General features: G+C 58.8%; 18 protein-coding genes. 6 read left to right on the plus strand and 12 right to left on the minus strand.

The genetic code is table 11. From position 1 onward, the window contains the following. Positions 1-80: 80 nt before the first annotated feature. The gene (locus OOT55_RS16505; protein ID WP_265366937.1) at positions 81-1,805 is read left to right on the plus strand and encodes a TPR end-of-group domain-containing protein; all 1,725 of its coding nucleotides are present in this window, start codon (positions 81-83) and stop codon (positions 1,803-1,805) included. Positions 1,806-1,828: 23 nt separating this feature from the next. On the opposite strand, the gene OOT55_RS16510 is transcribed toward OOT55_RS16505, so the two are convergent. Beyond that, positions 1,829-2,638 (minus strand): DODA-type extradiol aromatic ring-opening family dioxygenase, encoded by an 810-nt coding sequence (locus OOT55_RS16510; RefSeq protein WP_265366938.1) that lies wholly within the window; start codon positions 2,636-2,638, stop codon positions 1,829-1,831. A 151-nt stretch (positions 2,639-2,789) separates the two neighbouring features. Here OOT55_RS16510 and OOT55_RS16515 point away from each other — a divergent pair, with 151 nt between their 5' ends. Both OOT55_RS16515 and OOT55_RS16520 read left to right on the plus strand, forming a co-directional pair. Further along, entirely contained in the window at positions 2,790-3,047 is a 258-nt protein-coding gene (locus OOT55_RS16515; protein ID WP_265366939.1) for a DUF1244 domain-containing protein, read from the plus strand. Between the two features lie 83 nt (positions 3,048-3,130). Further along, the gene (locus OOT55_RS16520; protein WP_265366940.1) at positions 3,131-5,062 is read left to right on the plus strand and encodes a DUF5060 domain-containing protein; all 1,932 of its coding nucleotides are present in this window, start codon (positions 3,131-3,133) and stop codon (positions 5,060-5,062) included. Between the two features lie 446 nt (positions 5,063-5,508). On the opposite strand, the gene OOT55_RS16525 is transcribed toward OOT55_RS16520, so the two are convergent. Together OOT55_RS16525 and pelA are read right to left on the minus strand one after the other, a co-directional pair. Next, positions 5,509-6,774, minus strand: a complete 1,266-nt coding sequence (locus tag OOT55_RS16525) for an IS110 family transposase (RefSeq protein ID WP_265365638.1) — start codon at positions 6,772-6,774, stop codon at positions 5,509-5,511. Positions 6,775-6,946: 172 nt separating this feature from the next. Then, positions 6,947-8,494 carry a pectate lyase gene (gene pelA / locus OOT55_RS16530; protein WP_265366941.1) on the minus strand — a complete coding sequence of 516 codons (1,548 nt, stop codon included), beginning with the start codon at positions 8,492-8,494 and terminating at the stop codon, positions 6,947-6,949. Between the two features lie 367 nt (positions 8,495-8,861). Between pelA and OOT55_RS16535 the strand changes: the two genes are divergently transcribed. The 3 genes from OOT55_RS16535 (at position 8,862) to OOT55_RS16545 (ending at position 13,718) form a co-directional block, all read left to right on the plus strand. Further along, a complete protein-coding gene (locus OOT55_RS16535; RefSeq protein WP_265366942.1) occupies positions 8,862-10,547 on the plus strand; it encodes a GGDEF domain-containing protein in 1,686 nt (561 codons plus the stop codon). 143 nt (positions 10,548-10,690) lie between these two features. Continuing rightward, a complete protein-coding gene (locus OOT55_RS16540; RefSeq protein WP_265366943.1) occupies positions 10,691-13,432 on the plus strand; it encodes a pectate lyase family protein in 2,742 nt (913 codons plus the stop codon). Next, entirely contained in the window at positions 13,389-13,718 is a 330-nt protein-coding gene (locus OOT55_RS16545) for an exo-alpha-sialidase (protein ID WP_265368845.1), read from the plus strand. The genes OOT55_RS16540 and OOT55_RS16545 overlap by 44 nt, the downstream gene beginning before the upstream one ends. Positions 13,719-13,778: 60 nt before the next feature. Here OOT55_RS16545 and OOT55_RS16550 read toward each other — a convergent pair whose 3' ends face one another. The 9 genes from OOT55_RS16550 to tssE form a co-directional block, all read right to left on the minus strand. After that, positions 13,779-15,899: a cellulase family glycosylhydrolase gene (locus OOT55_RS16550; RefSeq protein WP_265366944.1), complete on the minus strand. Its 2,121-nt coding sequence runs from the start codon at positions 15,897-15,899 to the stop codon at positions 13,779-13,781. A gap of 314 nt (positions 15,900-16,213) precedes the next feature. Continuing rightward, entirely contained in the window at positions 16,214-16,519 is a 306-nt protein-coding gene (locus OOT55_RS16555) for a hypothetical protein (RefSeq protein ID WP_265366945.1), read from the minus strand. Further along, positions 16,516-17,115, minus strand: coding sequence for a tetratricopeptide repeat protein (locus OOT55_RS16560; RefSeq protein WP_265366946.1), 600 nt, complete (start codon positions 17,113-17,115; stop codon positions 16,516-16,518). Before OOT55_RS16560 ends, OOT55_RS16555 begins: the two co-directional genes overlap by 4 nt. A gap of 20 nt (positions 17,116-17,135) precedes the next feature. Beyond that, positions 17,136-20,006, minus strand: a complete 2,871-nt coding sequence (locus OOT55_RS16565; RefSeq protein ID WP_265366947.1) for a tetratricopeptide repeat protein — start codon at positions 20,004-20,006, stop codon at positions 17,136-17,138. Further along, on the minus strand, positions 19,993-20,829 hold the full coding sequence (locus OOT55_RS16570) for a tetratricopeptide repeat protein (protein WP_265366948.1): 837 nt from the start codon (positions 20,827-20,829) through the stop codon (positions 19,993-19,995). The genes OOT55_RS16565 and OOT55_RS16570 overlap by 14 nt, the downstream gene beginning before the upstream one ends. 55 nt (positions 20,830-20,884) lie before the next feature. Further along, positions 20,885-23,530: a type VI secretion system ATPase TssH gene (tssH, locus tag OOT55_RS16575; protein WP_265366949.1), complete on the minus strand. Its 2,646-nt coding sequence runs from the start codon at positions 23,528-23,530 to the stop codon at positions 20,885-20,887. 35 nt (positions 23,531-23,565) lie between these two features. Continuing rightward, entirely contained in the window at positions 23,566-24,693 is a 1,128-nt protein-coding gene (tssG, locus tag OOT55_RS16580; RefSeq protein WP_265366950.1) for a type VI secretion system baseplate subunit TssG, read from the minus strand. Beyond that, positions 24,684-26,510 carry a type VI secretion system baseplate subunit TssF gene (gene tssF / locus OOT55_RS16585; RefSeq protein WP_265366951.1) on the minus strand — a complete coding sequence of 609 codons (1,827 nt, stop codon included), beginning with the start codon at positions 26,508-26,510 and terminating at the stop codon, positions 24,684-24,686. Before tssF ends, tssG begins: the two co-directional genes overlap by 10 nt. Further along, positions 26,503-27,000, minus strand: coding sequence for a type VI secretion system baseplate subunit TssE (gene tssE, locus OOT55_RS16590; protein ID WP_265366952.1), 498 nt, complete (start codon positions 26,998-27,000; stop codon positions 26,503-26,505). Before tssE ends, tssF begins: the two co-directional genes overlap by 8 nt.

The following is a 27,000-nucleotide window of genomic DNA, read 5'->3' on the forward strand; positions in this document are numbered from 1 at the left end:
ACGCTCGGACTTGGTCTCTGGGCGTCAACTGAAATGGATAGCACAATTGTGGTGGTGTGATGAAAGGATGGCGTTGGCTAATGGGATTTCTGAGCGGTTTGCCATTGATCGGCATTTCCAGTGAGAACCCCGGTTTTCCAGATATGGCCTCAGGAGCGGTTCGAGCATCGGGTATGGAGATGCACCGGTTGCTCTGTCCTACCTGTGGCCAGATAAGCGCCATCTACTATGTTCCAAACCGCGACAGTTTCTTCTTGCATACCGATCAGGGAGATATCTGGCAGATCAACGCCCAAGGGTATCTGGTGGATGTGGTGCGTGGGCCTGGCGCGGACAATCAGGCTGGCACCGAAGACTCGCTGCGTCTGTCCGATGCTGTAATGGCGCCTGGCTTTACGTGGGCAGACCGCGACGGCCCCCTTTACTTGGAGAGCTTCCATCGTGAAGGCCGGCAAAGAAGGCCATTTCTGGACTTCAATGGGCATGGTTGGAGTGGCGTTTATGGTCAGGGACGTTTCGTGCTCAGGCATCAGGGGGCAGAGCTGCGCTTCAGCGCCTATCACGGTCGGCATTCCAGTGGCGGTGAGCGCTCACGCCTGAGTTTGTTTCGGCTGAATGCATCAGGGCATGGTGACGCTGAAAAGTTGGCTTTTCTGGTGGTTCGTCCCATTCCTTACGATCGCAACTTTCAGCAATTGGGTGTCTATCTGGTTCGGCCTCACCCAGCGGCTGCCCCACCCGTTCAATCCGAGCGTTACCAACAACTCAACCAGTATCACGAGTTATCTTTGAAGTTTGAGGGGTTCGATCGTCACCCCGGACAGCTATCAAGGATCGTCTATGTTAATGGCAGGAGTGAGGAGTTTGACTCCTCGCCTTTGAATCAGACCCATGCGGCAGCCCGCCGTCCAGCGCCATTAAGCTTCCTGTTCTCGCATAAGCTGCCTGGTAAAAAGAGCGAGCACTATGACTATCTTGAGCTCAATGGCACTTTCTATGAGCTGGGCGACAATCCAGAAAAGTTTTCAGCCGTCGTCACCATGGAGGAGCAGGAGGTCCTCGCCGCTCTCTCAAAACTTAACGCTTTGCGCTCTACGACCGGTCCGATTACGCTGCTATTTACTGCAGAGACAATGAGTGAAGGCCCTTCCTATCACGTCTATTTACAGCGCGGTGATGTGAAGGAACCCATGAAAAATGCCCGGCTTTCTGAGCGAGAAGTCGCGACTTTCATCTCGGACAAGCTGAATCAGCGCTACGATCAAGAGCGAATCAATCAGGCGTATGATGAGGTTCTCTCAGGATCGATTTCGCAGACTCAGTTCATGTCGACTGTCGAAGAGGTGGCGACGCGCTCGTACCTTGAGCCGTTTGATGTGTCCAGGCCGGTGGTCCGGTTGATCGTGGTGCGCCTTGAGGAGCGGGATGGAGCTCGGGCAGCAGATTTGTATACGTCCTACATCAAAAGGGTTTACCCGCACTTGGGCCCTCACCATAAAATGACGGATGTCGCCAGTATGGCGCTGGTGGTCAGCTTGGTGTACAACAAGCCCGACGTTGCAGAATCGGCCATCAACACATTGCTGGGCGGGGCTGAGATGAATATGGAAGAGCTCCAGAATGAAACGCTGCTTTACAACCTGGCCTGCTATTACGCCCGTCATGGCGATAAGCCGAAACTGCTCGAAGCGGCCGAACTGGCCGTATCACAGGGTAAGACGGCAGATCAGTTTCTGAATGACAGTGACTTCACTGATTATAGAACTGACCCGGACTTTCTTGAAGCAATCGGCGCTGAGTTCTGACCAAAGCCGGACAGTCCGGCGACTTATCGACTCCCCCGCCAATAAAACATACCGGCCCGCTTGCCCAGCACCCGGATCGATTCATGCTCATCCGCCGGCCGCTGCGCCAGACCGTAGCAAACGTGCAGGGGCAGCAGGTGTTCCTCGCGGGGGTGGCAGTAGCGGGCTTCCGGAGCCGCGCTCCAGCTTGCCAGTTGCCTGGACCGCTCGGTCTCGCTCAGAGCCGGGTTGATCAGGGTATCGGTCAACCAGTCCTCAAAGACTTTATTGCGCGCATCGCTCTGCGCCGTGACTGGCTCAAAAAAAGCCTTCATGTTGTGAAAGGAAAAGCCCGAGCCGATCACCAGCAGGTTGTCCCACTCCAGGCTCTGCAACGCCCGGCCCAGCGCGATGTGGGCCGTCGGGTCCAGGGACTTCAGCAGCGACAGTTGGATGCAGGGAATGTCCGCCTCGGGGTACAGGAGCTTGAGGGGCACAAACAGCCCGTGATCGAAACCCCGTTTCGGGTCCTGCACGGCGTCCAGTCCCGCCCGGCTGAGCGCCTGACTGACCCGAGTGGCCAATTCCGGCGCGCCGGGGGCGGGGTACTGAATCTCGTACGACTCGGGCGGAAAGCCGGAGTAGTCGTAAATCAGCGGCGGCTGGGCACCGCTGGTGACGGTGGCGACGGGCGCTTCCCAGTGGGCGCTGACCACGATAATCGCCGAGGGCCGGGGCAGGCGTTGACCCAGTGAGGTCAGTTGGGTCACCAGCTCGCTGTGCGCCGGGTCCCCCAGCAGCGGCAGGGGGCCGCCGCCGTGGGAGATATAGAGAATGTCGGGCTTGGTGGCCATGGTGAAGTACCTGCGGTGTGTCCGTTGTAGGTGTTCGGCTAGAGGGAATCACAGGTAATGTTACACTATGGGCCGTACAGGAGGAGGTCTCATGTCGCTGGACGAGATCCAACGCCAAAGACCCCTAATCACTGCATTGGCGGGTGCCCCTATGACCTTAGACCCTAACATCCAAACCGAACTCGAAGCGGCGGCCTTTCGGCGCCTGCTCAACCATCTGGATGAACGCAAGGATGTGCAGAATATCGATCTGATGGAGCTGGCCGGCTTCTGCCGCAATTGCCTGAGCAAGTGGTATATGGAGGCGGCCCAGGAGCGTGGCCTGGACGTGGACAAGGACACGGCGCGGGAAATGGTCTACGGCATGCCCTACGAGGAGTGGAAGGCCCGCTATCAGACACCCCGCTGATCGCTCTGTCTTATTGTCATATTGTATTTAAGGCCGGTTCTGCTAGTATCCCTGCATCATAAGTAAATCGATAAGGGGTCGTTATGAACCGTCTTTCCCGCCTGTGCCTGTCGGCACTCCTGTTGTTCACTCTGGTGGCCTGTGCCACGTCCTCCGATCAGCCCAGTGAGGCCAGTGTTCGCACCTGGGAGATGCAGCAGCTCGTCTTCCACGCCGAAAACCCCTACGACAACCCCTACACCGAGGTGGACGTCTGGGTGCAGCTCAAGGGGCCCGATTTCGACAAGCGGGTGTACGGCTTCTGGGATGGCGGCAACCGCTTTGTGGTGCGTCTGGTGGCCACGGCGCCGGGGGACTGGTCCTGGGAAATCGGTTCAAATCAGCCCGATGACGCCGGCCTGAACGATCGCAGCGGCGGATTTACCGCCCGTGGCTGGAGCGAGGCGGAAAAACGCGAGAATCCCAATCGGCGCGGGTTTGTGCGGGTCAGCGACAATGGCCACGCCCTGGAATACGCCGACGGCACGCCGTTTTTTATGGTGGGCGACACCTGGTTGGCGGGGTCGACCTGGCGGCTGCCGTTCCGCAACGCCACTACGTCCGATGAGTACGAGCCCGGTCCCGGTATCGGTTTTGAGGATGCGGTCAACTACCGCAAGAACCAGGGGTTCAACTCCGTCAGCATGATCTCGGCGTTCCCCAACTGGGAGGCGGACCTGAACCCGAGCACCTACGCCGATGAGAACGGCATTTACCTGCGCAACGCCTGGGAGAAATTCGGCTACGATGTGTCCGATGAGCAGGGCACTGATGCGTCGGGTGGCGTGAGTTACTGGGGCACCTTCACCGCCAAGAATATGCGGGATGAGTACGGTCATCTGCCGTTTGCACCCTCCGGTCAGCACCCGGGGGTGTCGGACTTCAATCGTCTGACGCCGGCCTATTTCCAGAGCCTGGATAAAAAAATGGCCCACCTGTCCGAGGTGGGTTTTGTGCCGCTGCTGGAAACCGTGCGCCGGGATGTCGGCCCCTCCTGGGATGCCTATTTTGATTTCAAAGAGAGTTTTGCCCGCTTCGCGCAGTATCTGATCGCCCGCTATGGGGCCTACAATTTTGTGTTCAGCGGCATTCACCTGGATTGGGTGCCGGAAGATTTCAGTCTGACTGCCGATCAGTTTAACGAGGCACTGACTTATCATCTGGAGACCTATGGTCGCCCGCCCTTTGGTCAGATTCACACTGTGCTGATCGACCGGGCCACCCATACCACTCTGGGCTCCGGTGATGAGGTGCCCTGGCTGGATATGCACAGCGTGGGCAACAAGCCCCGGGATCATCGCGTTGGAGAAAACCTGGAGGCACAGTTCTTCCTGGAAAATCCGCCCAAACCGACCATCAATTTCGAACCCTATTACACGGGCTGGTTGCACGAAATCAACAAGCCCGGTGGGGAGGAGCCTCCGCCCAACTCGCAACGGGACAACTACTTTGCCCGCGCCCAGATGTTCGGTTCGGTGCTGTCCGGTGGTTTGGCTGGGCACGTGCACGGCACCGCCGCCTACGATATCACCACCACAGGCGAGCCCGATGGGGCGCGGCCGCATATCTGGGATGCGCTGCGCTATCAGTCAGCGAATTATATGCAGCACCTGGAAAGCTTCATGCTCTCCGAAGGCAAGCGCTATCAGGATCTGATCCCCGCCACCGCCGACATCGCACCGCGTAAAGCACCCAATGCGCCGGAGGATGGTCTGGACGGATGGTCTTATATGATGCGCACCGCCGAGGCAGATCTGGCGATGCTGTATTTTGAGAATGCCTCGGTGGCGCCGACCTTGAGCGGTTTCACGCCCGGTGCGTCTTATGCCCTGCAGTGGTTTGACCCGATCACTGGTGAGTGGCTGAACCGGATGTCTGTGATGGCGAATGAATCGGGTGAAATTGAGGTTGCCGCCTTCCCCGCCGGTTCGGCTCTGGCGGAGCGGGACTGGGCGTTGAAGTTGAAGCGCCAATAGTTAGGGTTGTGTCGGATTACGCGCTGGGCGCTAATCCGACCTCTCATAACTCAGTCAAGTCCCTTTATTTAATCATTTTACCTGCCTGTTGGGCACACGAGTCTGCTGGCATTGCCTGAGTCGTTGACGCACATGCCGGTGGTACTCGTGTGTTTAGCCTGTGTGCCAGCTCGAAGGCCTCCCGGATGAACGTCCATGGGGTCAACCGAACCTCTCGCATCGGATGTCCGCCTGGCGGCATCAACTCAGTTACCTTGGGTATCGCGTTCCATGGATCATCCCGCGGGCTGCCTCTTGACTACTTAGGAGCCTCAAGACTGGGCTAGAGGTCGGATCGAAGGTCAGCCCGAAGGAAGACTCGTTGCCAGCGTGTTACGGCTGGATTAACTCATTGCTCGCTCCTGTTGCTCGTCTCTGTTCGTCCTCATCGGTCGACTCGGTGGTGCTTATGCCACTTCGGCCCGGGGTGGCTCGGCAAAGAGCTTGGCCGGATCGAACCGCTTGCCTTGAGCCACATGCCACAGCGCCTTGGCCAGCTTGCGCATCAGCGCGATGATCAGTTTGCCCTTGGGGCCTCGGTGTCGGGCCAGCTTGGCGTCATACCAGGCTCTGGCCGGGCCTGATTGACGTATCAGGCGAAGGGCGGCGAAGTACAGGTAGTGGCGCACCACCCCGGGCCCTCGCTTGGTCAGCTTCAGCTGCCCTTTGTGTTTGCCGCTGGAGCGCTCTTTGAGGTTCAGCCCCGCCGCTTTCAGATAGCTGGCCGCACGCGGGTAGTCATTGGCCGAACCCAGGGCACAGTAAAGCACCACCGCGCTGTTATGGCCCAGTGCCTCGGCCATCCAGGCCAGCTCCCGGGTGTGCTCGACGTGCTCGGACAGCGCTCGCTCCAGCTCGCGGGACTGCGCCCGTGTGTCCAGCATCTCCTGGGCCAGGGCCCGGATGAGTTCGTGTTCGGTCTCGACCACCGGCACGCCCAAGGTCGTGGCGGCACTGCGCAGCAGGCCTTCGCGCTTGGACGTCTTAAGCATGTGCCCACCGACTCGGCGCAGCAGTCGGTCCGCCTGCTCCGGCTGTGCCGTCACCCGAACCGGGTCGCCGTACTCGGCCAGCAGGTGCAGCAAGCTGGCGCTCTGCAATGTCAGCCAGCACAGCGCCTCCGGCCAGTGCCGGGCCAACAACGCTTCGAGCCGATTCAGTGCCCGCTGGTGGCGCTCCTGTACCTGCTCCAGCCGATTCAGTAAGGCTCGCAGAGCTCGACGCGCTTCACTCGGCTCGCGCCAGCGCTGACTGATGCCATCCAGGTGCAGCCGGCCGATCAGGTAAGCCGCCTTGGCGTCGTGCAGGCTCGGGACCCCGTCATACACTTCAGCGGCGTCGTGCACCCGCTTGGGGCTGACCCGGTAGATTTCGGCACCCAGAGCTCTCAACTGGTAGCGCAAGGCGTCGCCATAGGTACCGGTCGGCTCCATGACCGCCTCCAGGCGCTGAGCCTTGAGGTTCGCCAGTTCCCGCAGCAGGGCCGGGCTCTGTTGCGGATGCTCCCAGCGGATGGTCTTCAGAACCGTCCGGTCCGGCTTCATCAGCGCCACGTAGAAGTCCTTCTTGGCCACATCAATCGCCAGAATCAACCGCTCGCCCGCCGTCTGCTCACGCAGTTGATCCCAGTTCACCTTCTGGAAATTTTGGGCACGATAGTTATACTTGCGCATAAGGGGACACCTCCAATGCTCTCGGTTCTTCGCACCTTGCTGTTACAGCAAGTTACCGAGTTATGAGGGTCCCCTTTCTTTTTTCTACCTTATAACTGACTACAGGTTTTCGGATCTTCCTTATGTCTATTTGAGCCGGTAGCGCCGAGGCGCTACCGTTATCAGTCTTGGTTTAATAGCCGACCCGATCCGCGTAGGCAATGATTTTTTCTCCGTAGTTTCCGCCCCAACTGTAGCCGTTACGACGCTCCGCAGAAATCTCCATGATGTCGTAATATTTACCGCCATCCCGGTCACTGAAGAAGCCTTCGTTGGTGTCAAGGTCATAGAAGCGATACCACATCCGGTCGCCTTCGCTGTAGACAATCTTCTCTTCCACCGAACTGTTGTATCGGTGGTCCGCGAGATAGGTGTCCGGACTGCGGAACCAGGCAATGGCTGCCTTCACGGCTGACTCCACGGCGGGTGTTTGCGGCTGGGTCATCAAAAACGCGATGACTTCCACCGACTCGCTGCCGCTCAGGGATTCCAGCTCATAGGCGCGCGCGGGCTTGGGCAGGTAGTCGTCTTTACCGTGCTGGGCACACCAGACGGTCAGCTCGCCGTCCTGTTCCCACTGTGCCTGCAGTATGTAATCCACCCCCCGGCCGATGGCAAACTGCATGGCGGCGCGGTCGCTGTCGGTAAACAGGTCGGTGTCAAACGGGGCATTCCCGAGGCTGGCATGGTGCAGTGCGGTGAGTACCCGGGTCATGGCGTTATCGTTGAAAGTGACGTGGTCCGAATAGCCACCGCGCAGGGGGTAGTATTGTGGCCAGCCTCCAGAGCTGTACTGCGCCTCCAGAAGGTAATCCATGGCCTTGCGCACGGCATCCCGGTACCGGGTTTCTCCGGTGTCTTTGTACATCTGGGCGAGGTAAATCATCTCGGTCACGGTGGCACCGTTATCGATGGTGCCCAGGTCGTTCCCGCCGCTGCCTTCGGTCTCATAGGGCTGGTTTTTGGGCCAGCCGCCATGATCGTACTGATACGACAGAATGATGTCCGCTTTATCCTGACTCCAGGCGAAACGGGCGTTGTTGAACCGGCTGTGCACCGGGTTACCATCCTGGGGCAGAAGATTGCCGTCCGCGCCGCTGTTGGAGTCGCACTCCACTGCACTCGGGCTGGTGCCGACCACGGTCAGGGAATCCACATTGGGCAGGCCATCCATGCTGGTGGCGATCAGCGCGATCGAATTCTCGCCGGCGTTGAGTTCCACGGTTTGAGACTCGGTGGTCCAACTGGTCCAGGCTCCGGTGGTGGCAAACCCAAACGTGCCCGCGACGGCGCCATTCACGTGAAGGTCGCCGGGACGCGTGTTGAGCGAGGCGTATCGCACCTCCAGGGCAAAATGACCCGCATCGGGCACCGTGATCCGGTAGGTGATGGCACTGTCCGGTGCGTTGTCGGTGTTGGCGAAGCCCGGGCCGGTGAAACCTTCGTTGTCACTGTCCACCGTGCCGTCGAGCTGGCAGAAGCCGGGGTCGTACTCTTGAATGGTCAGACTGTTTCCATCTCCCCCAGAGTCCTCGCTGGAGGACTGGGACGAATCGGACGCGCTGGATGAGACCGAGCTACTGGAACTGGACGGGGTATTGTTCGGCACGGAATCCGAGCTGCCGCAGGCGACCAGAAGGCCGCTCATTATCACCGCAAGGGTGAAAGGTTTTGTGATCATGGTTGACTCTCTCGTTATATTTTTTGGAAAACGCTGTAGCAACGGACGGCTACTTTTGATGCACTTCAGGTGTTATGAGATGAGCGGAAACGGCCGCTCGAGCCGGTGTAACCAGTGAAATATCGTGGCTTTCCGGCCGAGGGTCAAGCGCCAGCGAAACGGTCGTTCTGGCCTGTAACCGATACTCACCCGATGCCGCAAGCGTCGGCAAGGATGACAGGGCCAATATATGAAAAGCAGATAAAATGTGCTGTAACCGGATTCACTGAAGGCGCTTGTGGTGAGCTATTGCAGGTTGCTTTACGCGCCGGTGAGGCTATAGTTGATCGGTAGGATCTCCAATAAGCGTGTTGCCATGGGAAAAATAATGGAACTGAAGGGTGTTTCTTCAGGGTTGATCGTTCGAGCCTGGTTGGTGCCGTGTTGTCTGGCTCTGGTGTGCTGGGTCTTTTCCGCTGACGCTGTGGCGCAGGGGGAAGACGCGCTGAAGGATGTGGCGGTTCAACTGAAATGGAGGCACCAGTTTCAATTTGCGGGATACTATGCCGCGATTGAGCAAGGTTACTACAAGGAGGCAGGGCTGAACGTTACCCTCCATGAGCGCACGATAAGTCGTTCACCCATCGACCAGTTAATGGGTGGACGAGTCGAGTTTGCGGTTGCCGACACAGGGGCGTTGATCTACCGCGCTTCGGGGGTGCCGTTGGTGGCGCTGGCTGCTATTTTTCAGTCATCGCCCTCGGTGTTGATGACCTTGTCGGATGATTCAATTCACTCCATCCTCGACCTGAAGGACCAACCCGTGATGCTCAGCGGCGGCTATATGAACGCGGAGCTGATCGCCATGCTGGCCAACGCCGGTATGGCAGTGGACGATGTGCAGGTCGTGCCGAGTGAAACGTCCGTGAACGGGCTGATTTCCCGTGAGGTTGCGGCCTACAATGGGTATTTGACGAACGAACCCTATTTGTTGACTCAGCGCGGCCTTCCGTTTCAGGTGTTTCGTCCGAGCGATTACGGCATCGATTTTTATGGCGATATTCTGTTGACCACGGAAACGATGGTTCAGACGGCCCCTGATGTGACCCGGAATTTTCTTGAAGCGACTCGACGCGGTTGGGACTATGCGATGACACACCCGGAGGAAATCGTGGATCTCATCCTGCGGGATTACAACACCACGGGTAAGAGCCGGGAGCACTTATTGTTCGAGGCTGCGGCGTCAAAACCATTGATACTGCATACGGTCGTTCCCGTTGGTTACATGAATAAGGAGCGTTGGCAGCACATTGAGTCGGTTTTTCGCAGTCAGGGACTGCTTTCGGGTACGGTGGACCTGAATGCGTTCATTTATAGCGACGCCCGGGGAAACCTGTTCGATGAGCTGTTCTGGTCTCACCGTTGGTATTGGTTGCTGGGTCTGGTTTCGTTGGTCGGTCTGACGTTGCTGTTGCACGCTCAGCGATTGAAGGCTGAAGTGGCGGTTCGCACGCGCCAACTCAGTGATGCGAAACAGCAGGCGGAGCAGGAAGCGAGAACCGACTACCTTACCAATCTGCCTAACCGTCGTCATTTCCTCGAGGGGCTGACCCGTTACGCGGCCCAATCCGAGCGGCATGACCTGTCACTGTCGCTGATCATGATTGACATCGATTACTTTAAAAAGGTCAACGATCAGTACGGTCATGCTGCTGGTGATGAAGCGCTACGCCAGGTGAGTTTGTTGTTGAAGGGGGCGGTTCGCACCGGTGATATGGCTGCGCGCATGGGGGGAGAAGAGTTTGCGATCGTCTGCCTGAACAACGATGCGCAGGAAGCCGTAGCACTCGCAGAGCGGCTGCGCCGGGACATGGCGAACCGGCCTGTGACCTTTGATGGCGCTGTGTTCGGGTTGACTGTCAGTATCGGTATCGCCGTGTATGAGAAAGGCGATGGCATTCAATCGTTATTGCAAAAAGCGGACATGGCGCTGTACCGCGCCAAAGCCAGTGGCCGGAATCGGGTGCAACCCTGGCTGGAGGATAAGGACTCATCGTCCCGCTGCACGGATTGAGCCCTCGTGAGAGGGACGCATTGTGGCGTTCAGCAAGTCCGTGACAGAGCGATTGACCTCATACTATACTGCCCGAGAGAACTGTGAGAGACCCTGCACCATAGCAGGGCAAACCACCCCTATAAAAACATCTGGTGGATATTATGACAATCAACCCCCGTCCCGGCCGGTGGCTGGGTGTGTTCCTGTGTGCCTGTCTCGGTTCCGAGGCATTGGCTCAAAATCCTGTTGTGAAAGTGGACCTGGACTTTGCCGGCCGTCAGGCCTCGGAAGTCAATGAGCCCGGCTACACGCCCTGGCCCATCGGCGACTCCATCTCGGCAAGCGAAACCTTCGACGGTGTGACCGTGACCTTCTCCCAGAGCGGTGGCGTCGGGCTGCGTTCGAACTGGTACAAAACCCATATTCAATCGCCCTATTTCGCCCGGTTGGTGAGCGATGGCTTACTGGTGGACTTTGCTGACGGCGAACCTGAAAACGGCGCCATTACCATGACTCTGTCCGATCTGCCGGTCGGGGAGCACAGTCTGTTGGTGTACCTGAACTCGGTTGACGGGTGGGCTGGCTCCCTGGTGGCGCCGGTAGATATTTATGTGGATGGTGTTCAGGTCGAGAACGATCTGACCATGACCAACCGTGTCGAGGAGAACACGGCCGCGCAGACCGCGTATCTGACCTTCGACAGCACCGGTGACGATGTTGAGGTTCGGTTCGAGGCCGACCCTGACGCCGGCGCGGACATTGAAACCGTGGTAATCAATGGCTTTGAGCTGAACACCCCGAATGTGGCGCAGCAGGCACGGCAACCCGTCCCGACGGATGGTGACCGACATGTCGAGGTGGTGGATGGCCGGCTGACGCTGAGCTGGACGCCCGGCCCGGATGCGGTGGCTCATGAGGTTTATTTCGGTACCGATGAAACCCTGGTCGGCAATGGCGACAGCTCGGTGTATATGGGGCGCCAGACTGGCAACGAGTTTGCACTGCAGGGCCTGTACAGTCGCGATGAATATTTCTGGCGGGTGGATCCGGTGGCTGAGGACGACGCCATCACCCGGGGTAACCTCTGGTCCTTTCAACCCCGACAGCCCGCATTTCCCGATGCCGAAGGGTACGGTCGCTATGCCATCGGCGGTCGGGGCGGTCAGGTGGTGAAAGTCACCAACCTGAATGACAGTGGTCCGGGCAGTCTGCGCGAGGCGGTGGAAAGCGATATTGGTCCCCGCACCATTGTCTTCGATGTGTCGGGTGTCATTCATCTGGAATCGCGCCTGACCATCAGTGATTCGTATGTGACCGTCGCGGGACAGACAGCGCCCGGCAAAGGGATTGTGGTACGGGGAGCACCGTTCGGGGTCAGTGGTGCCAGTGACGTGGTCATGCGTCATGTCCGGGTGCGCCTGGGGGCCGGTACTACCTATGATGGTATCGGCCTGCAGGGTGCGGATCATGCGATTGTCGATCACAGCTCCATCAGCTGGACCATCGATGAAGCCTTCTCGTCCCGCAGTGCCCGAAACATTACGTTGCAGCGCACCCTGATTGCCGAAGCGTTAAATGTGGCGGGGCATACCAATTATCCCTCGGGCACCCGCCACGGTTATGCGGCCAGCATCAGTGGTGACATTGGCAGCTTTCATCACAACCTGCTGGCCCACAATGAAGGCCGCAACTGGTCGTTGGCCGGTGGTCTGGACGGCAATGGGGAGTACGCCGGACGGCTGGATATTTTCAATAACGTGGTTTACAACTGGCGCAGCCGAACCACCGATGGTGGTGCTCACGAAGTGAACTTCGTCAACAACTATTACAAACCGGGGCCGGCCACCGAAGAGATGTATGCGCTCAATGTCGAGTACGACAACTTTCCGGGCACCCAGCGTTATTTCTGTTCCGGAAACGTGATTCCCGGTCGCGCGGATGAAAGCAACCAGACCACCGCCTGCCGGGTGAAAAGTGGAAACCCCAACGGTTATGAGACCTGGGTGGATGAGCCGTTTTTCCCCTCCCATGCCGAAGTGCACAGTGCCGCCGAAGCCTACAAACGGGTGTTGTCCGATGTGGGGGCAGGGGGCTTGATGCAGGACGATCAGGATCTTCGGATCATTCAGGAAACGCTGACCGGTACGGCCACCTACGAAGGCAGCTATACCGGTTCACCGGGGCTACCCGATCACGAGGACGACGTGGGCGGCTATGAGGATTATCCCTACCTGCAGCGTGATCCCGACTGGGATAGTGACGACGACGGCCTGCCCGACTGGTGGGAAAAACTCCATGGCCTGAACCCGCTCTCCGGCGGCGACGACTTTGCCGATGCGAACGCGGATCCCGACCGGGATGGGTACACCATGCTGGATGAGTACCTGGACTGGATGGCTCAACCTCACACAATGATCCGAGAGGGCGAAACCGCCGAATTCAACCTTGCCGATCTGTTTCGTGGCTATACCGTTGAGCCGGCGTATTCAATCAACTCCGTCAGCAACGGTTCGGTGGCGCTTGAAAATGGCACGGCCGTTTTTACCGCCGAAGCGTGCGGTCTGGCAGAGATCGCGTTGAGCGTGGAGGATGCGGACGGCCACTCGATGACTCGAACCGTCCATGTGTTTGTGGACACCGATCCCGCCGGCGAGTGTGAGCGCAGCCCCGACTATGATGACGCACATACGCCGGCAGGGCCGGCGGACGGACCGAACGATGACGTACCGAACCCCGACGGCGATGATGACGGTGTCGATATGAGTAACGATACCGCCGGTGGCGGTGGTGGTAGCGTTTCTTTGACCGGGCTGGTGGTATTGTCGCTTCTGGTCTGGCGTCGCCCGAAAAGACGCCACCATCACCAACTTTCCGGATTCAAGGGCCAAGCAGAGTGCCGGTAACTTACCGGACGGTTCGGCGTTTATCGTCAACAATCCCAGTGGAAGCAAAACCCGGATTCCGTTGACAATTACGGTGAGCGATGACGGTCAGCGGTTTGAACGGGCCTGGTTGGTACGCGCCGGCGGAGCGGACCTGCAGCCCTGGCGGTACGAGGGAAAGTATAAACGGGCGGGTTACAGCTATCCGGAAAGTTACGTAGACGAAGAGTTTGTTTATGTCGCCTACGCGACCAACAAGGAAGATATCGAAATCACCCGCATACCCATCGGGTCTTTGGCTCCTTAGAAAAAAATCCCCGGGTGGTGAGCCACCCGGGGATTTTTCAAGGCTTCAGAAAAACCGGAATCAGATGCCCCACAGGCGGCGCAACATGTCCCACTTCTCCTGTTCGAAGCCTTCCCACTGACCCCAACCACTTTCATTGGAGACCGGATCGTACGCGTGCTCGTACAGACCGCCGGTATCTTCCGATTCGGGGTTGGTGGACCAGTAGCAGCCCTGGATGTCCTTCTCGATCATGTAGTCGACCAGGGTATTCTGCCACTCCATGTCGATGCCGGGCTCGACGTGACTCCAGGCTTCACGATGGCGCGGCGGCGCATCGGCGGGCCAGTTTCTATGACCGCCGAACTCACCGATGATCATGGCGTAGCCCTGCTCACGCAGATAGCCGAAGTGCTCGTCCCAGCCGGCGGCCAGTCGCTGCGGATCAATGACGATGTTACAGCCGGCTTCGGCCGCTTCGATATCCTCAAGGCCTTCACACTCGGGTTGCGCCGGGTCCATGAACTGACGCTGGACAAATACCGACGGACCGTAGGTGTGTGGAGACAGAATCAGGCGCTCCTTGGGAATATCCAGCGGTGCGTCCGCGAAGGGGAAGAAGTTTTCACCCCAGTTGGGGTTGGAATCTTCATCGCCATGAGGCACTTCGTCACCAGCACTGGTGGAGGTGGCGATGCCTTCAACCATGATCAGGACATCGTCGTTGACCTCGGCAATGGCCTGGTAGGCATTTTCTGACAGACGCTTCCACTCGGCCCAGGTGTAATCCCACGGCTCATTGAAAATGTCGATGGCCATGATGTTGTCGACACCCAACTGCTCGGACAGACCGGCGATTTCCCGGAGGTCTTCCAGCCACAGTTCTTCGTTGTACAGATCAACCTGTACGTCCGGGTCGTCGACGGGGCCACAGGAATAGCCTTCACGTTTGAACTCATAGTTCTCGCGCTCGGCATCGGCATAGGGCGGTGTGGCATCCAGGCGACCGGCGCGCCAACCGACGTAGTTGGAGCAGGAATGAATGTCGATGATCACATTGATGCCGTTCTCGTCGGCCTGGACAATGAAGTCCTCCAGTGCCTGACGGGCGTTTTCCTGACGCACCGATTCGTGGTTCTTCAGTACGCCGCCTTCGCGAATATCACCGATACCCTGGGGATCGTCCGGATCCAGGGTCTGCGGCGCAATGGGCAGACGAATGGTATTGATGCCTTGAGCGGTAATCTCGTCCATGGTCTGCTGGATGGTCCGCCCGGAATCTACCCACCACATGTTGCCGACGTACAGCTCCATGGGCGCACCGTCGGCGTTGTTTTCGGCATCGGCGGGCTCGTGCTGGCCTTCAAGACCGAACCAGGCGGAGCACTGTACCGGGAAGGCGTCACCGTTTTGGGTGATCTGGCCGGTTTCGTCAACACGGAAAACACCGCCCGCATCCGGCGTGCTACTGGATGAGCTGGATGAGGAGGAGCTTTCGCTACTGGACGAACTCTCACTGCTGGATGAGCTCTCACTACTCGAGGAACTCTCACTGCTGGAGCTGGAAGAAGAACTGCTGCTTCCGCCGTCGACCGGGCCATAGGGATCGGGCTGATCGCTACAGGTGGTCAGGCCGATACAGCTCTGGTTGTCTTCCCAGCCCCAACCGCTGTCCTGACTGTCACAGAGCGGGTAAAGCGTGCCATACCAGTTACACTGCTGGGCGGTGGCGCCGTCATCGCTGGATGAAGAGCTTTCGCTGCTGGAGCTCTCACTGCTGGAGGAACTGGATGAGCTGGAGGAGCCGCCGCCGTCGGTGCACACGTCACCCGACAGTGTCGGACGCTCAACGGCACCGCCGTTGGCATCGATCTGCATGCCAAACTCGACGGTCTGACCTGGCTGGATCGTGCCATTCCAGCCGAGATCAGTCGCGGTATACGGATTATTGCCCGATACCTGTGCGTTCCAGCTGTTGGTAACCCGGTTTTTGTCGTAGGTCCAACTGACGTCCCAGCCATTGACAGCGGTGGCGCCATTGTTGGTGATTTGAACGGTGGCCGTGGCACCGCTCCCCCACTCGTTGCTGACAACGTATTCGCAATTTGCCGATTGTGCCATGGCACTTTGTCCCGCCATCGCCAGGCCAAGGCCCAGCATGGCGGCGTAAATGCCATTACGCTTTTGTGTTGTGCTTATCATTTGTAGTTTTCTCCTGGTATTGCTGAACGGAAAGCAGGTGGCGCGCCCCTTATTGTTATATGGCGCGCACCTGTCGCCTCAATCGCCTTTGGTCTTTTTGACCATAAGACGCAGCGGATGGTAGCCCAAAATCAAAAGATACAAATGACTGTCTGTCCGGTTTATGACGTATTACTTTTTTTTATTATCCTTAGCGCTTAATGAGCGAGACTGTTATTAGGAATTGCAATCCGTTGTCGTTCAAATATTTGTTGTGATGATTTACATTTTCCGAGAAAGGCAACGTCTTTTGAACTGGTTATGGCACAAGAATATTAATCGTTGTGTTGGGCGTCGAGACCTTCACTGTCGTCCGATTGTTCTTTCGCCTCACGGGGTAAAAGCGGTTCGTAATAGTCCGAAAATAAATCGGGGATCAGGATTTTTCGCTCGCCGGACCTGTCGCTAAGCTCGGTATCGCGCCAAGGAATAATGTACAGCAGCTTGGGGAGCTCCCGATTGGAACGGATGCGCGTTGTTTCCATTTCAATTTCGATACGTGGGCTTTCCTGGGCCGGAACAGGCGTGACCATCAGTGGCAGCAGCGAGCCGGTCAGGAGAGTGAACAGGCGGAACTTCATCCGGCTTGCTCCCGATGTTGTTGACGTTTGAGCGCATTTTTCAACTGTTCAAGCCAGGCGGTCGTGGCGTCGTCCGGCTCGTCGATCAAAGCGAGATATTTCTGGTAATGATCTATGGCTCGTTCAAGGTCCTGGTAGTAAGTGTCGTAAATTAGCGCCAGGTTGTAGTGCGCGTCGGGATAGTCGGACTCCAGAGCCACTATCCTTTTGAACAGCCGTTCAGCCGATTGTGGTTGATCGGCATTCAGCGCCAGAATGCCGGACAGGTTCAACGCCGGGATGCTGTCCGGGTTCAGTTCACGGGCCCGTACCAGTGCCTGATCCCGCAATTCCGATTTCGCTAAACGGTGATACAGCGTGGCCAGGTTGGCCCAGAGCTCCGGGTGGTGAGGTCGCTGTTCGATCAGTTGCTCCAGGATGTTCGCCGCCGCATCGTAGTCTCCAGTGGCCGCTCGTGTTGCGGCCCAGTCGGCCTGGCGCTGTTGCACCTCGCTCAGAGGTTGGCGTGCATGGTCCCGCACCGGTCCGGACTCTGGTTCACTCGTGGTCTGGGTACAGGCACCGAGCAATGCACTGGTGATGAGCAATACACACACTGGCCATCGTGTCTTTATTCTCACGGCTGGTCCGCCTCCAGACGTGCGTTGGTGATTGATTCTGAGGTGTGGGTTGGTTTTTCTGACTCCGACGTCTGCGGAAATCGAATGCTCATCTTGGCCGGTCGGTCATAGCGAACCGGAAACAGGACGGCCAGGCGCTCTCGGCTTTTTGCCAACCAGTCATTGAAGGAAGCCGACGCGACGCGCCGCAAGTTGCGCTCGTAGAATTCAATCGCCTTGTCCTCAAACGGGAAGGCGCGATCCTCCAGAAGAATGTTGTATTGCATCAGCGCCTCGTCGCTCAATTCCGTGGGACGGTCTGAATCCAGTAAGTCCCGCGCCAGGGTTTCGTAGATGCGGCCAATTTGATGGGTGGATTCTGATGCGATGTCCGTCAGGCCGTAGGAGGCTGCACGAGCATAGTGCTGGATGGCGTTCTGCATGTGTCCGGTTTTTTCCGTGAGGCTTTGTTCCAGCGGCAGGCTCAGATGGGTCGCCTTGAAGTGTTCGTGATGATCGCGCCCCAGACCGAGTGCGGCGGTGGCGGCCAGGCGTCGCGTCCGGTCGGTCTTGGCCTGATCCGGTTGCTGTCGGTCCCGGGACAGGATCTGCTGCTGCCAGTACGCCCGTTTCTCCGGTTTGCCGGATTGAGTGTACAGCGTCACCAGGTGGTTCATGGCTTCGGCGTTCTCCGGATAGGGATTCGGGTAGCGATGCGCATACCGGCGGAAAGCATTGATCGCGGCTTCCCGATCGTCCTGCTCAAGATAGAGCTGAGCGGCCTTCCACTGCGCGGCCCGCTGAGCGCGACTGTCCTGTTCGGTCCCCGCCAGGCGTTCATACTGACGAGCGGCCCGGTCGGTCTGTCCACTGGCCAGATAGGCGGTGCTCAACTGGCGTTCGGCATCGACCCTCAGCTCGTGCTGCGGGTACACGGTCTGGAAACGTTGAATCAAGGCAATGGCCAGGTCCCAGCTCTCTTGTTCGCCTGCCAGTGACAGGGCGTTGTACAGTCCGCGCGCGGCATTGTCGCTGTGGGGGTAAGCCTCGTGAATGCGTCGGAAATGATCAATGGCGGTGTTCCATTCCTGCCGACGCTCGGCTAGTTCCGCCTGCCGGTACACGCTCAGTGACCAGCGTGCTTCGGTCTGCGAACGGGTTTCGTCCGATAGTCCCGGGAGGCTGAGTGACTGCCGCGCGACCTGTTCCGCGTCGGCGTAGCGTTGCTGATCAAGATGACTCTGAAGAATGAGCGAGTAGGCATCCTGTTGATGGATCGGGTGCTCCCGGGCAAAGCGCGCCAGTTCAATCGCTTTATCGTAGGCATCGGCGTTGAACGCGTGGCGGGCGGCCTGCCAGGCGATGGCGGGGGTGCGCGGGTCGTCGGGGTAGAGCTGGGCGTATGCCTGGGCGTAGCGAAGATTGCGTGCCAGCCAGTGCTCCGGTTGCTGCCCAGTCAACTCATCGAGCAGCGCCAGAGCCGCGTAGGCGGCCTCCTGATTGAGAATGACCGGGCCGTCGAACGCCGCCCGCTCGTATTGCTTGAAGGCCGCTTCGGTTTGTCCGGCCTCCGCCAGCAGGTCTCCGTATGACAGCGCAATGCCGTCTTGTTGGGCATAATGGGCAAAGTGCTTCAGGTAACGTTGGTACCATTGTTGCGCCTTTTTCAGGTGCGCTTCGTCGGGCTCCTGTTGATAGCGGTTGTGGTAAAAACGCGCCACGTCCGTCCACTGATGGCGAAAGGCTTCGGCGGCGCTTTGCGCCAGCGGTGATGCAACGGCGTTTGCGGAGTCGATCGTTTGAAAGCGCTGATAGACCTGGTACGCCGTTTCGCTGGCTTCCAGTGCCGCGTCGGTGAAGCCGTGCGTCTGCCAGAGGGAGACGATGTGGGCCCGGGCCCGCAGGCTCAGCGCGGGGGCAGGATCGGCGGCAAGCAAGGTTTGCCACTCGGCCACCGCGTCACTGATACGCTCCTGATCCTCAAGCTGAGTGGCACTGGCGTGGTAGGGGGCGTAGAGGTCCGTCAAGCCGTGTTTCCTGAACAGTTCAACGACCGAGTTCGGCTGGGGATAGCGCTGCATGGCCAGGGCCAGGGAGCGGTAATATTCGTCATAGATGGCCTGCTGGTCGGCGTTCAGTGGGGTCTCGAGTTGCTCGGCCAGGTCCGGAAAATCCTGCGCGTGTATGACCGCGATGTAATCTTCCAGAGCGGGCTCATACAGGGACTGCTTGTAGCGCGACCAGCCGCGCTTGAACAGCGCCCGCTCGTGAAATCCGGTGTCCTGGCTACTGTGCAGTGCCGCAGTGTAGGCAATTTCCGCGGCCAGGTAGTCCCCGGCGCTGAACGCCGCCTCGGCAAGCCGGAACTGCGCTTCGGGATACAGCTCGGACTGGGGATAGCGCTGCACCAATGCTTCCAACGCCTGCAGTGAGGGGGCATGGTTACCCAGCAGGTCATGACTTTTCGCGAGTTGATAGAGCTTGCGGTCGTTACCGGGGGCCTCCGGGAAATCGGTCAGGGCCAGAGTCAGCAGTTCGACGGTGCGTTCCAGCGTGGCGCGATAGCGTTGGTCTTCCTGATAGTCGTCCTGTTGGGTCCAGCGCTCGCTCGCCTTCAGTTCCATCTCCGCCAGACGAGCCAGGGCCTGGTTGCGGCTGTGATCGTGCTCCGGTGCGGTGTGCAGGAATTCATAGTAAGCGCTCTTGGCGTCGGCGTCCGAAATCTGCCCGATGACCGGGGCACTGTGATAGGTTGAGGGGGAGCGGTCGAGTTGCGCCAGCGTGGCCCGCTCAGGCGGTTGGGAAGCGCAACCGGCCAGCACCAGGGTAGCCGGTGCGATGAGGTGCCACAGTGTACGCGGAAGATAAGACAAGTTAACGGCGATCATAGATGGTGGCCAGTCCGTATTGGCTTTGACTGATCAGCGTGTTCAGCCGGTTCTGTTGAGCTTTGAGCGCCGGGGTGTCCGCCGCCTCCCGCGAACGCTGTGCCAGCGTTTTTTGTGTCTGCTGTAACTGGTGTTGATAGTGAAGCAGCGCTTCCCGGTAATTGGCTTCGGCCAGTTTGAGCCGGTTCATCCGGTCGTAAGTGAAGGCCACCAGAAAAGCGCCCTCGGGAATGTCGTCGGCATGCTTCTCCTTGAGCCGTCGGAAGGCATTGAGCGCGCCACCGTGGTCCCCCAGGTGCAGCGCCGTCAGGCCGATGCCCCGCCAGGCGTGGGCGCTATGGCGGCTGTTCTGGTCGATGGTGCCGAAGGTGGTTCGGGCATCACGGTAGAACCCCTGTTGTAACTGGGACATCCCTAACATCATACGCCAACGGTTTTTCAGCTCGGCGTCCGGTTCGGCGCGTGCCAGCAGTTGTTCCAGCTCCCGATGGGCGTCGGACCACCACCCCTGTTTCAAAAACGCGATAGCCAGGTTGGTACGGGCCTCGAGGTAGACATCACTGTCCGGATCGATGCGTTCGTATAGCGGAATAGCCCGGCGGTGCTCCCCCCGAGACTGCCACAGCAGAGCCTCCGCCAAGTGCAGATAGCTTCTTTGAGGCGGGCTCAACGAATAGTGATGTTGAAGCGACGGCAGTTGTTCTTCCACCCGGTGCCACTGTGCCTGCCGAACCGCAATGCGCAAGTCACTGAACTGTTGCTCAATGACCTGATCGAACGATTGGCTCAGGGCCACGGCTGGCAGACACAACAGACCCAGCATTATGAGGAGCCGCTTCGGTTTGCTTGTCGCTGTTGGTGTCATGCTGTCAAACCCGTCATGCATCCAACTGGCAGGTGAACTGATCCTGTTCATCCACGCCGATACGCACCCGCAGAATCGGCTCGCCGGACACCATTCGGCCGAGGCACTCCGAGGCGATCATCGGCAGCAGGGTGCGGGTCAGGATGTTTTCGATATTCCGGGCCCCGGTGTCCACTTCCTGGCTGCGGGCAATAAGGTGCAGTAGAACGTCGTCCTCAAAACTGAACTCGGCCCCGTAATGCTCCGCCACCCGGCGACGGATCTTCTCCATGTTGATCTCGCCGATTGTCATCAGGTCTTCATCGCCCAGCGGGTAGTAGGGCACGATGGTGGTGCGCCCGAGGAACGCCGGTTTGAAGTGGCGAAGCAACTGAGGGCGGAAGTTGTCCAACAGCACATCGGGTGCAATGGTGTCCTCCTGGGACTGACACAGGGCGCGAATGTGCTCTTCGCCGGCGTTGGAGGTCATGATGATGACGGTGTTACGGAAATCGATATCACGTCCTTCACCATCCTTGATGGTGCCTTTGTCGAACAGGTTGTAAAACACATCCTGTACGCCGGGGTGGGCTTTTTCCATTTCATCCAACAGAATCACACTGTAGGGTTTGCGCCGCACCGCTTCGGTGAGCACACCACCCTCGCCATAACCGACGTAACCGGGCGGGGAGCCGAGCAACATGGAGACTTTGTGCTCTTCCTTGAATTCGGACATGTTGATGACGGTGAGGTTGTGTTCGCCACCATAGAGAGTGTCGGCCAGGGCCAGAGCGGTTTCGGTTTTTCCCACACCACTGGGGCCGACCATGAAGAAGACACCGATGGGTTTACGCGGATCGGTCAATCCGGCGCGGGCGGTGCGAATGCTCTGGGCAATGGCGTCCAGGGCGTGGTGCTGGCCAATGACACGCTGGTTCAGCGTTTCGCTCAGGTTGAGCACGGATTGAATCTCATCCGACAGCATTTTGCCCAGCGGAATGCCGGTCCAGTTGGATACCACTTCGGCAATGGCTTGGCCGTCGACATGAACCTTGATCATGGGCGTGTCGCCCTGAAGGCGCGTCAATTCCTCAAGCAGAGTTTTCAGCTCCGCTCGTGCATTGGCCGCCTCTTCGGAATCACCCTCTGCATCGTAGTCGGCTTCAATGGTGTCCTGGTGTCGATTGATGGCGGTCACCAACTCCCGTTCTGTGTGCCATTGTTGCCGTTGTTGTTCCAGGCGTTGTTTCAGGTCAGTCTGTCGCTGGGTGAGATGATCGATGCGGTCCTGGCAGTTATCCAGTGCTGCATTTTCCCGGGAAAGCGTGGCCAGATTGGCGGCGATCTGGTCCAGTTCCCGCTCGGTGTCTTCGATGGGGGCGGGCGTGGCGCTCTGGCTCAGGGCCACCCGGGCACAGGCGGTGTCGAGCAGGCTGACGGATTTGTCTGGTAGCTGGCGACCGGGCATGTAGCGACTGGACAGGCGCACCGATTCGACAATCGCTTCGTCCATGATCCGCACCTTGTGGTGGGCCTGCAACATGCCGGCGATGGCCCGCATCATATCAATGGCCTTGGTTTCATCCGGCTCTTCCACTTTCACTACCTGGAAGCGCCGGGTCAAAGCCGGATCGCGCTCGAAGTACTTTTTATACTCCGCCCAGGTGGTGGCGGCAATGGTGCGCAGCTCTCCCCGGGCCAGAGCGGGCTTGAGCAGATTGGCGGCATCGCCCTGCCCCTCTTTTCCGCCGGCACCGATCATGGTGTGAGCCTCGTCGATAAAGAGGATGATCGGTTGCGGCGAGGCTTTGACTTCGGCGATGACAGATTTCAGGCGATTTTCAAACTCGCCTTTTACGCTGGCTCCGGCCTGCAACAGACCCAGGTCCAGGCTGCGCAGCACCACATTCCTGAGCGGCCCGGGGACATCGCCCTTGGCGATGCGCAGCGCAAAACCCTCTACCACGGCGGTTTTCCCAACTCCGGCTTCACCGGTCAGGATGGGGTTGTTCTGTCGACGCCGGATCAGAATATCGACAATCTGACGCACCTCCTGGTCCCGGCCCCAAACCGGATCGATCTTTCCTTCCCTTGCCGCCTGGGTGAGGTTGACGGTGTACTTGTCCAGGCAGGGTGTGTCGCTGGCCTGGGCGGTATTGGACGGAGCCTCGTCCACCCCATGTTCGGGCGGTTGCTCCCGCGACTCGGCGGTAGTACCCACCAGTGCCTTGACCAGTTCCCGAACCGACTCCGGGGCGAGTGACTCCAGCGCGGGGCAGCTGGCCACCGCCGATCGGCGCAAGCTGTCATCCAAAAGCAGAGCGGCCAGCAGGTGGGCGCTGGTGACCTGACTGTGGCCGTATTCCACCGACGCCAGTACCCAGGCCTGTTTGGCCAGCTCCACCACATTGGGCGACAGGGCAGGTGGACGGGTACTGCCGTTTTTGAGTTGATCGAGTTCGCGATTGAACGCCCGAATCAGGGTGTCCGGTGACAGCTCGAATTTCTCCAGAATGGCCTGGGCGTCGGTGTCATCGACCTCGAGCAGTCTGACCCACCAGTGCTCGACTTCCACGTTGTAGTGACCGCGGGACAGGCAGATGCCCGCCGCCCCTTCGAGCGCGTTGCGCGTGGTGTTGTTCAGCTTGTTGACAAGAGATTTCAGGTCCAGAGTAATCATGTCGGCTCCTTGTAGTATGACCGTTGCGTCACCGTTCAGGCGGCGGCACGGTCGTGTCCTTTGGGACGGGTTGTATGAGATTCCGGCGTCCGGGTGGACACGGGAATGATCTGGGTATCTCCTTCACTGTCCGGGCGAGAGGCTGACCGGGGAAGACGAGAATTCCAGCCGAGCTGCCCCGGCGTACCGGTGCCGATCGGCAGTTGATTGGGCAGAGCCTCGGAGCGAACCTTCAGTTGCAGATTGAACTGATGCTCGCAACCGAGGTACAGAGTACTGAGCTGGTCCATAGCTTTCAGCGCCGGACTGCCCGGTGCAAACCGTTCGGTCTGGGCCCGGTCGAGGGGGCCAATGGTCACGTCTACCTGGTTCTGGGCCAGCCAGGATTTCTGCCCGAGCAATGTCGAGCGACCGAGGCAGTTGTTCTGTCCACGGGGCTGGGTCAGTGACGGAAGCTGGCAGCGCATGTCCGGCAGTACCTCGCACCATGCACCGGAGAAGGTGGACAGGCTGATGGGGACTTGAAAATAGCCTTTGAGAATCTGCTCAAAATTGTCGACGGTTTTCACCGGTTGAGAGAGCAGTCCGCCGTAATAGATCAGTGTTTCGGCGGGCAGGTCCGGGTTGTCCGGGAGCAGACGCGGTGACAGCCCCAGCAGTGACAGGAGCATCTCGGTGTGTCGGTCTATGGTGGTGGCCGAGCCACGGTGGCGTCGAGCGCGCTCGTATTCCAGAGGCAGGCGATATTTGCTCGCCGCCTGCCACAACAGATTCATGCTTCGATGATTGAACAGGTCGAGAAAGCGGGTCAGGGCCGGATCTTTGGCTTTCTGCCGCTCGAGCAGGAGCTCGGTATAGTGGTAGGGCAGTGGGCCCTGTGTGCCATCCAGGCTGAGGAGGTTGGACTGAACCGACCATTTGTCGCCGCGCGGCGCTACCTGTTCGATCTCTGCGGCGGGAAATGTCAGGCGGTGCTGGCCGCTGAACCGGATGGTCTCCTGAGACAGTGGGCGAACATCGATCCCGGGCGCAAAACGCAGTGGCCGGCGGGGCGGAGCCTGCTCCGAAAGGGATGGCTCCGAGCCGTGAAACTCCAGCAGACGCAGTATCTGCAGGGCGCTGAAGGCTTCCGGTTCGGCCTGAAGCTGTGTGATTACAGGCATACCTTACCCCCGGCTCGAATCGGCCCGATCCGGTAAAAACCGTCGTAGCCTTTGCGCTTCACCCGAAGTTGGCTGAACGAGTTGATGGAGCAGTAGAGAGCGAAAAAGTGCTCTAACACGCGGGTAAACAGACACAGGCTGACACCGGACAACAACCGGTCGTCAAGTGTCAGGGTAATTTCCATACCCCGGCACAACGTCGGACGGCCGGCGATCTGAATCGGCGCGTTGACCGGTCGGATTGTCAGATCAGTGATTGCTTCGATCAGTGACCGGTGTGCAGAGGTTTGCCGGTAATCGTACAGGCGAAGAATTTCCCGCAGGGCTTCACCGCTTTCGCCATCGGTCAGCGAACGCTGGTTCAGTTGCAGGTGCGAGAGCAGCTGCCAGCGAGCGGCATTGCCCAGTGCCGGACGGATGGTGTCAGTGGGCTGAGTCAGACACCGGATCTGTCGTGTGGGAGGACTGCTGTCAACGCATTGCAGTTGCGGCTCCCGGTTGTTGAACGGAAGTCGTGCTGGCTGATCCCGGTTGCTGCAGGTGGTGTGAATCAGCAGTGTCTTTTCCCGGGCGGAACTGGGAGAAAATTCCAGATCCACCAGGCTGAGAAACACATCGGTGCCCTCATCCCGGTTGTCCGGTTTGAGTTTCGCGTGACGCCGTTGGGCGTGCCAGAAGGTCTGATCCTGATGGTAGTGCCGGTCGTGATTGAGTCCGTAAAAAGGTCGGTACTCGGCGCTCTTGCCGTAAGCGTCTGCGGCGATCACCCGGTCTACTGAAAACACCTCGTAGCCCGAGGGCCGACGGATGTCGGGCTGAACCTGGTACTCGTACTGGCGGTGATCCAGCTCAATCGGGTCGGCCTGATGTTCGAACAGGTTGACCACCGGTGTGCAACCGGTCACGAAGTGCGTCGCGTTGATGTGGTGCTCCAGCTCCACATCCGCATCAGCGAGGTAAAGATACAGGTCCAGGAAGTCGAGTGTCGGTGACAGTCGAGACAGGTCCAGCCCCTGGATGTCCACGAACAGAAATTTTTCAGGAAACGCAAAATACTCGGTCAGCAGCCGGTATCCCAGAAACGCATTGTCGGGGTAGGGCAGGAGTCCTTCGTCTCTGCCAAACCCAACCGGTTGTACCTGGTCTCCGCCGAGAAAGACGGGGCGGCCGGTGCCATCGCTTAACACCAGGTTTTCGCACCGATTGATCAACAGTTCGTACAACGGGTAGATGTACTGCGGTTGGCCCTTTAGATAAAACCTCAGCGATTGGGACATGCCCTCGGCCAGATTGGCACCCTCCAGAAGCGGCGTCAGTCGAATCTTGAGCACACTGGCGGCGCCGCGCATTCGATCCGCCCCGGGGGTGTTGAAGGGGCGACCCATCAGTTTTGCCTCGGCCACTTCGGCCGGTGTCAGGGTGGTGTCATAACAGGTGCTGAAGCGACATTTCTCACCCTTGAAGGAACGGGTGTCGAGCTCGGTGCCTTTGGGAATCACAAAGGGCCGTTCAAGCTGCTCCGGATCGGGCTCGAAGCGTACAATGCTCATGGCCGGAATCGGCCGCTGATAGTGGGGGAACAGGGTGCCGAGCAATGCGTCGCTGAATTCGGGGAAGTCATCGTCAAGTCGATGCTGAATGCGCGCATTGAGATAGGCAAAGCTTTCCACCAGCCGGGACACATGGGGATCCTCAATGGTCTCGGTGGAGATGCCCAGGCGACTGGCGATTTTCGGGTTCTCTTTGGCGAACTCGGCGCCCATTTGCCGAATGTACGCCAGTTCGCGCTCATAGTAAGGCAACAGTTCATCAGTCATGGAGCGACTCCTTGACGTTCACGCTGCGTGAGACCGGCTCGAGAATCGAGTCGAACACTACGCTTTGCGGTGCTGGATCGGCCCACAACACTGCATCAATACGAAAGCGCAGTGTCCGGTCGGTGCGCTCCCGGTTCTCGAGGTGAGTCACCCGAACGCTTTTGAACCGGGGTTCATACTCCCGCAGTATGCGTTCGAGTTGTTGGACAAAGCGCTGTTTTTTTTCGGCGTCGGAAATGTTCACGGTTGCCAGATCTGGCAGGCCGTAGTTGAGTAGGGAGTGGGCGGCTTCCGGACACTCCTGCGGGGGTTCAATCATGCAGAAACGGCTGTTGAGCAGGTTCTCCAGGTCTCGCCGAACGCTCTGGCGCAACTCATACAAGTATTGATGGCGTGCTGGGGCCGGCTCCCGTACGGTCTGTGGGTCGTGATCGAGCAGGCGATCCAGAATGGATGGACGCAGCTCTCTGGTTTTAGCGATATGACTCAT

This window comes from Marinimicrobium sp. C6131, assembly GCF_026153455.1.
Lineage (GTDB): Bacteria > Pseudomonadota > Gammaproteobacteria > Pseudomonadales > Cellvibrionaceae > Marinimicrobium.

What these genes read in the sequence shown, in the direction of transcription:
- tssE (WP_265366952.1), bottom strand. Translation starts at nt 27,000, where the DNA reads ATGAGTCATATCGCTAAAACCAGAGAGCTGCGTCCATCCATTCTGGAT.
- OOT55_RS16555 (WP_265366945.1), bottom strand. Translation starts at nt 16,519, where the DNA reads ATGAAGTTCCGCCTGTTCACTCTCCTGACCGGCTCGCTGCTGCCACTG.
- tssG (WP_265366950.1), bottom strand. Translation starts at nt 24,693, where the DNA reads ATGCCTGTAATCACACAGCTTCAGGCCGAACCGGAAGCCTTCAGCGCC.
- OOT55_RS16535 (WP_265366942.1), top strand. Translation starts at nt 8,862, where the DNA reads ATGGAACTGAAGGGTGTTTCTTCAGGGTTGATCGTTCGAGCCTGGTTG.
- OOT55_RS16520 (WP_265366940.1), top strand. Translation starts at nt 3,131, where the DNA reads ATGAACCGTCTTTCCCGCCTGTGCCTGTCGGCACTCCTGTTGTTCACT.
- pelA (WP_265366941.1), bottom strand. Translation starts at nt 8,494, where the DNA reads ATGATCACAAAACCTTTCACCCTTGCGGTGATAATGAGCGGCCTTCTG.
- OOT55_RS16570 (WP_265366948.1), bottom strand. Translation starts at nt 20,829, where the DNA reads ATGCTGGGTCTGTTGTGTCTGCCAGCCGTGGCCCTGAGCCAATCGTTC.
- tssH (WP_265366949.1), bottom strand. Translation starts at nt 23,530, where the DNA reads ATGATTACTCTGGACCTGAAATCTCTTGTCAACAAGCTGAACAACACC.
- tssF (WP_265366951.1), bottom strand. Translation starts at nt 26,510, where the DNA reads ATGACTGATGAACTGTTGCCTTACTATGAGCGCGAACTGGCGTACATT.
- OOT55_RS16515 (WP_265366939.1), top strand. Translation starts at nt 2,790, where the DNA reads ATGACCTTAGACCCTAACATCCAAACCGAACTCGAAGCGGCGGCCTTT.
- OOT55_RS16550 (WP_265366944.1), bottom strand. Translation starts at nt 15,899, where the DNA reads ATGATAAGCACAACACAAAAGCGTAATGGCATTTACGCCGCCATGCTG.
- OOT55_RS16565 (WP_265366947.1), bottom strand. Translation starts at nt 20,006, where the DNA reads ATGATCGCCGTTAACTTGTCTTATCTTCCGCGTACACTGTGGCACCTC.
- OOT55_RS16540 (WP_265366943.1), top strand. Translation starts at nt 10,691, where the DNA reads ATGACAATCAACCCCCGTCCCGGCCGGTGGCTGGGTGTGTTCCTGTGT.
- OOT55_RS16525 (WP_265365638.1), bottom strand. Translation starts at nt 6,774, where the DNA reads ATGCGCAAGTATAACTATCGTGCCCAAAATTTCCAGAAGGTGAACTGG.
- OOT55_RS16510 (WP_265366938.1), bottom strand. Translation starts at nt 2,638, where the DNA reads ATGGCCACCAAGCCCGACATTCTCTATATCTCCCACGGCGGCGGCCCC.
- OOT55_RS16505 (WP_265366937.1), top strand. Translation starts at nt 81, where the DNA reads ATGGGATTTCTGAGCGGTTTGCCATTGATCGGCATTTCCAGTGAGAAC.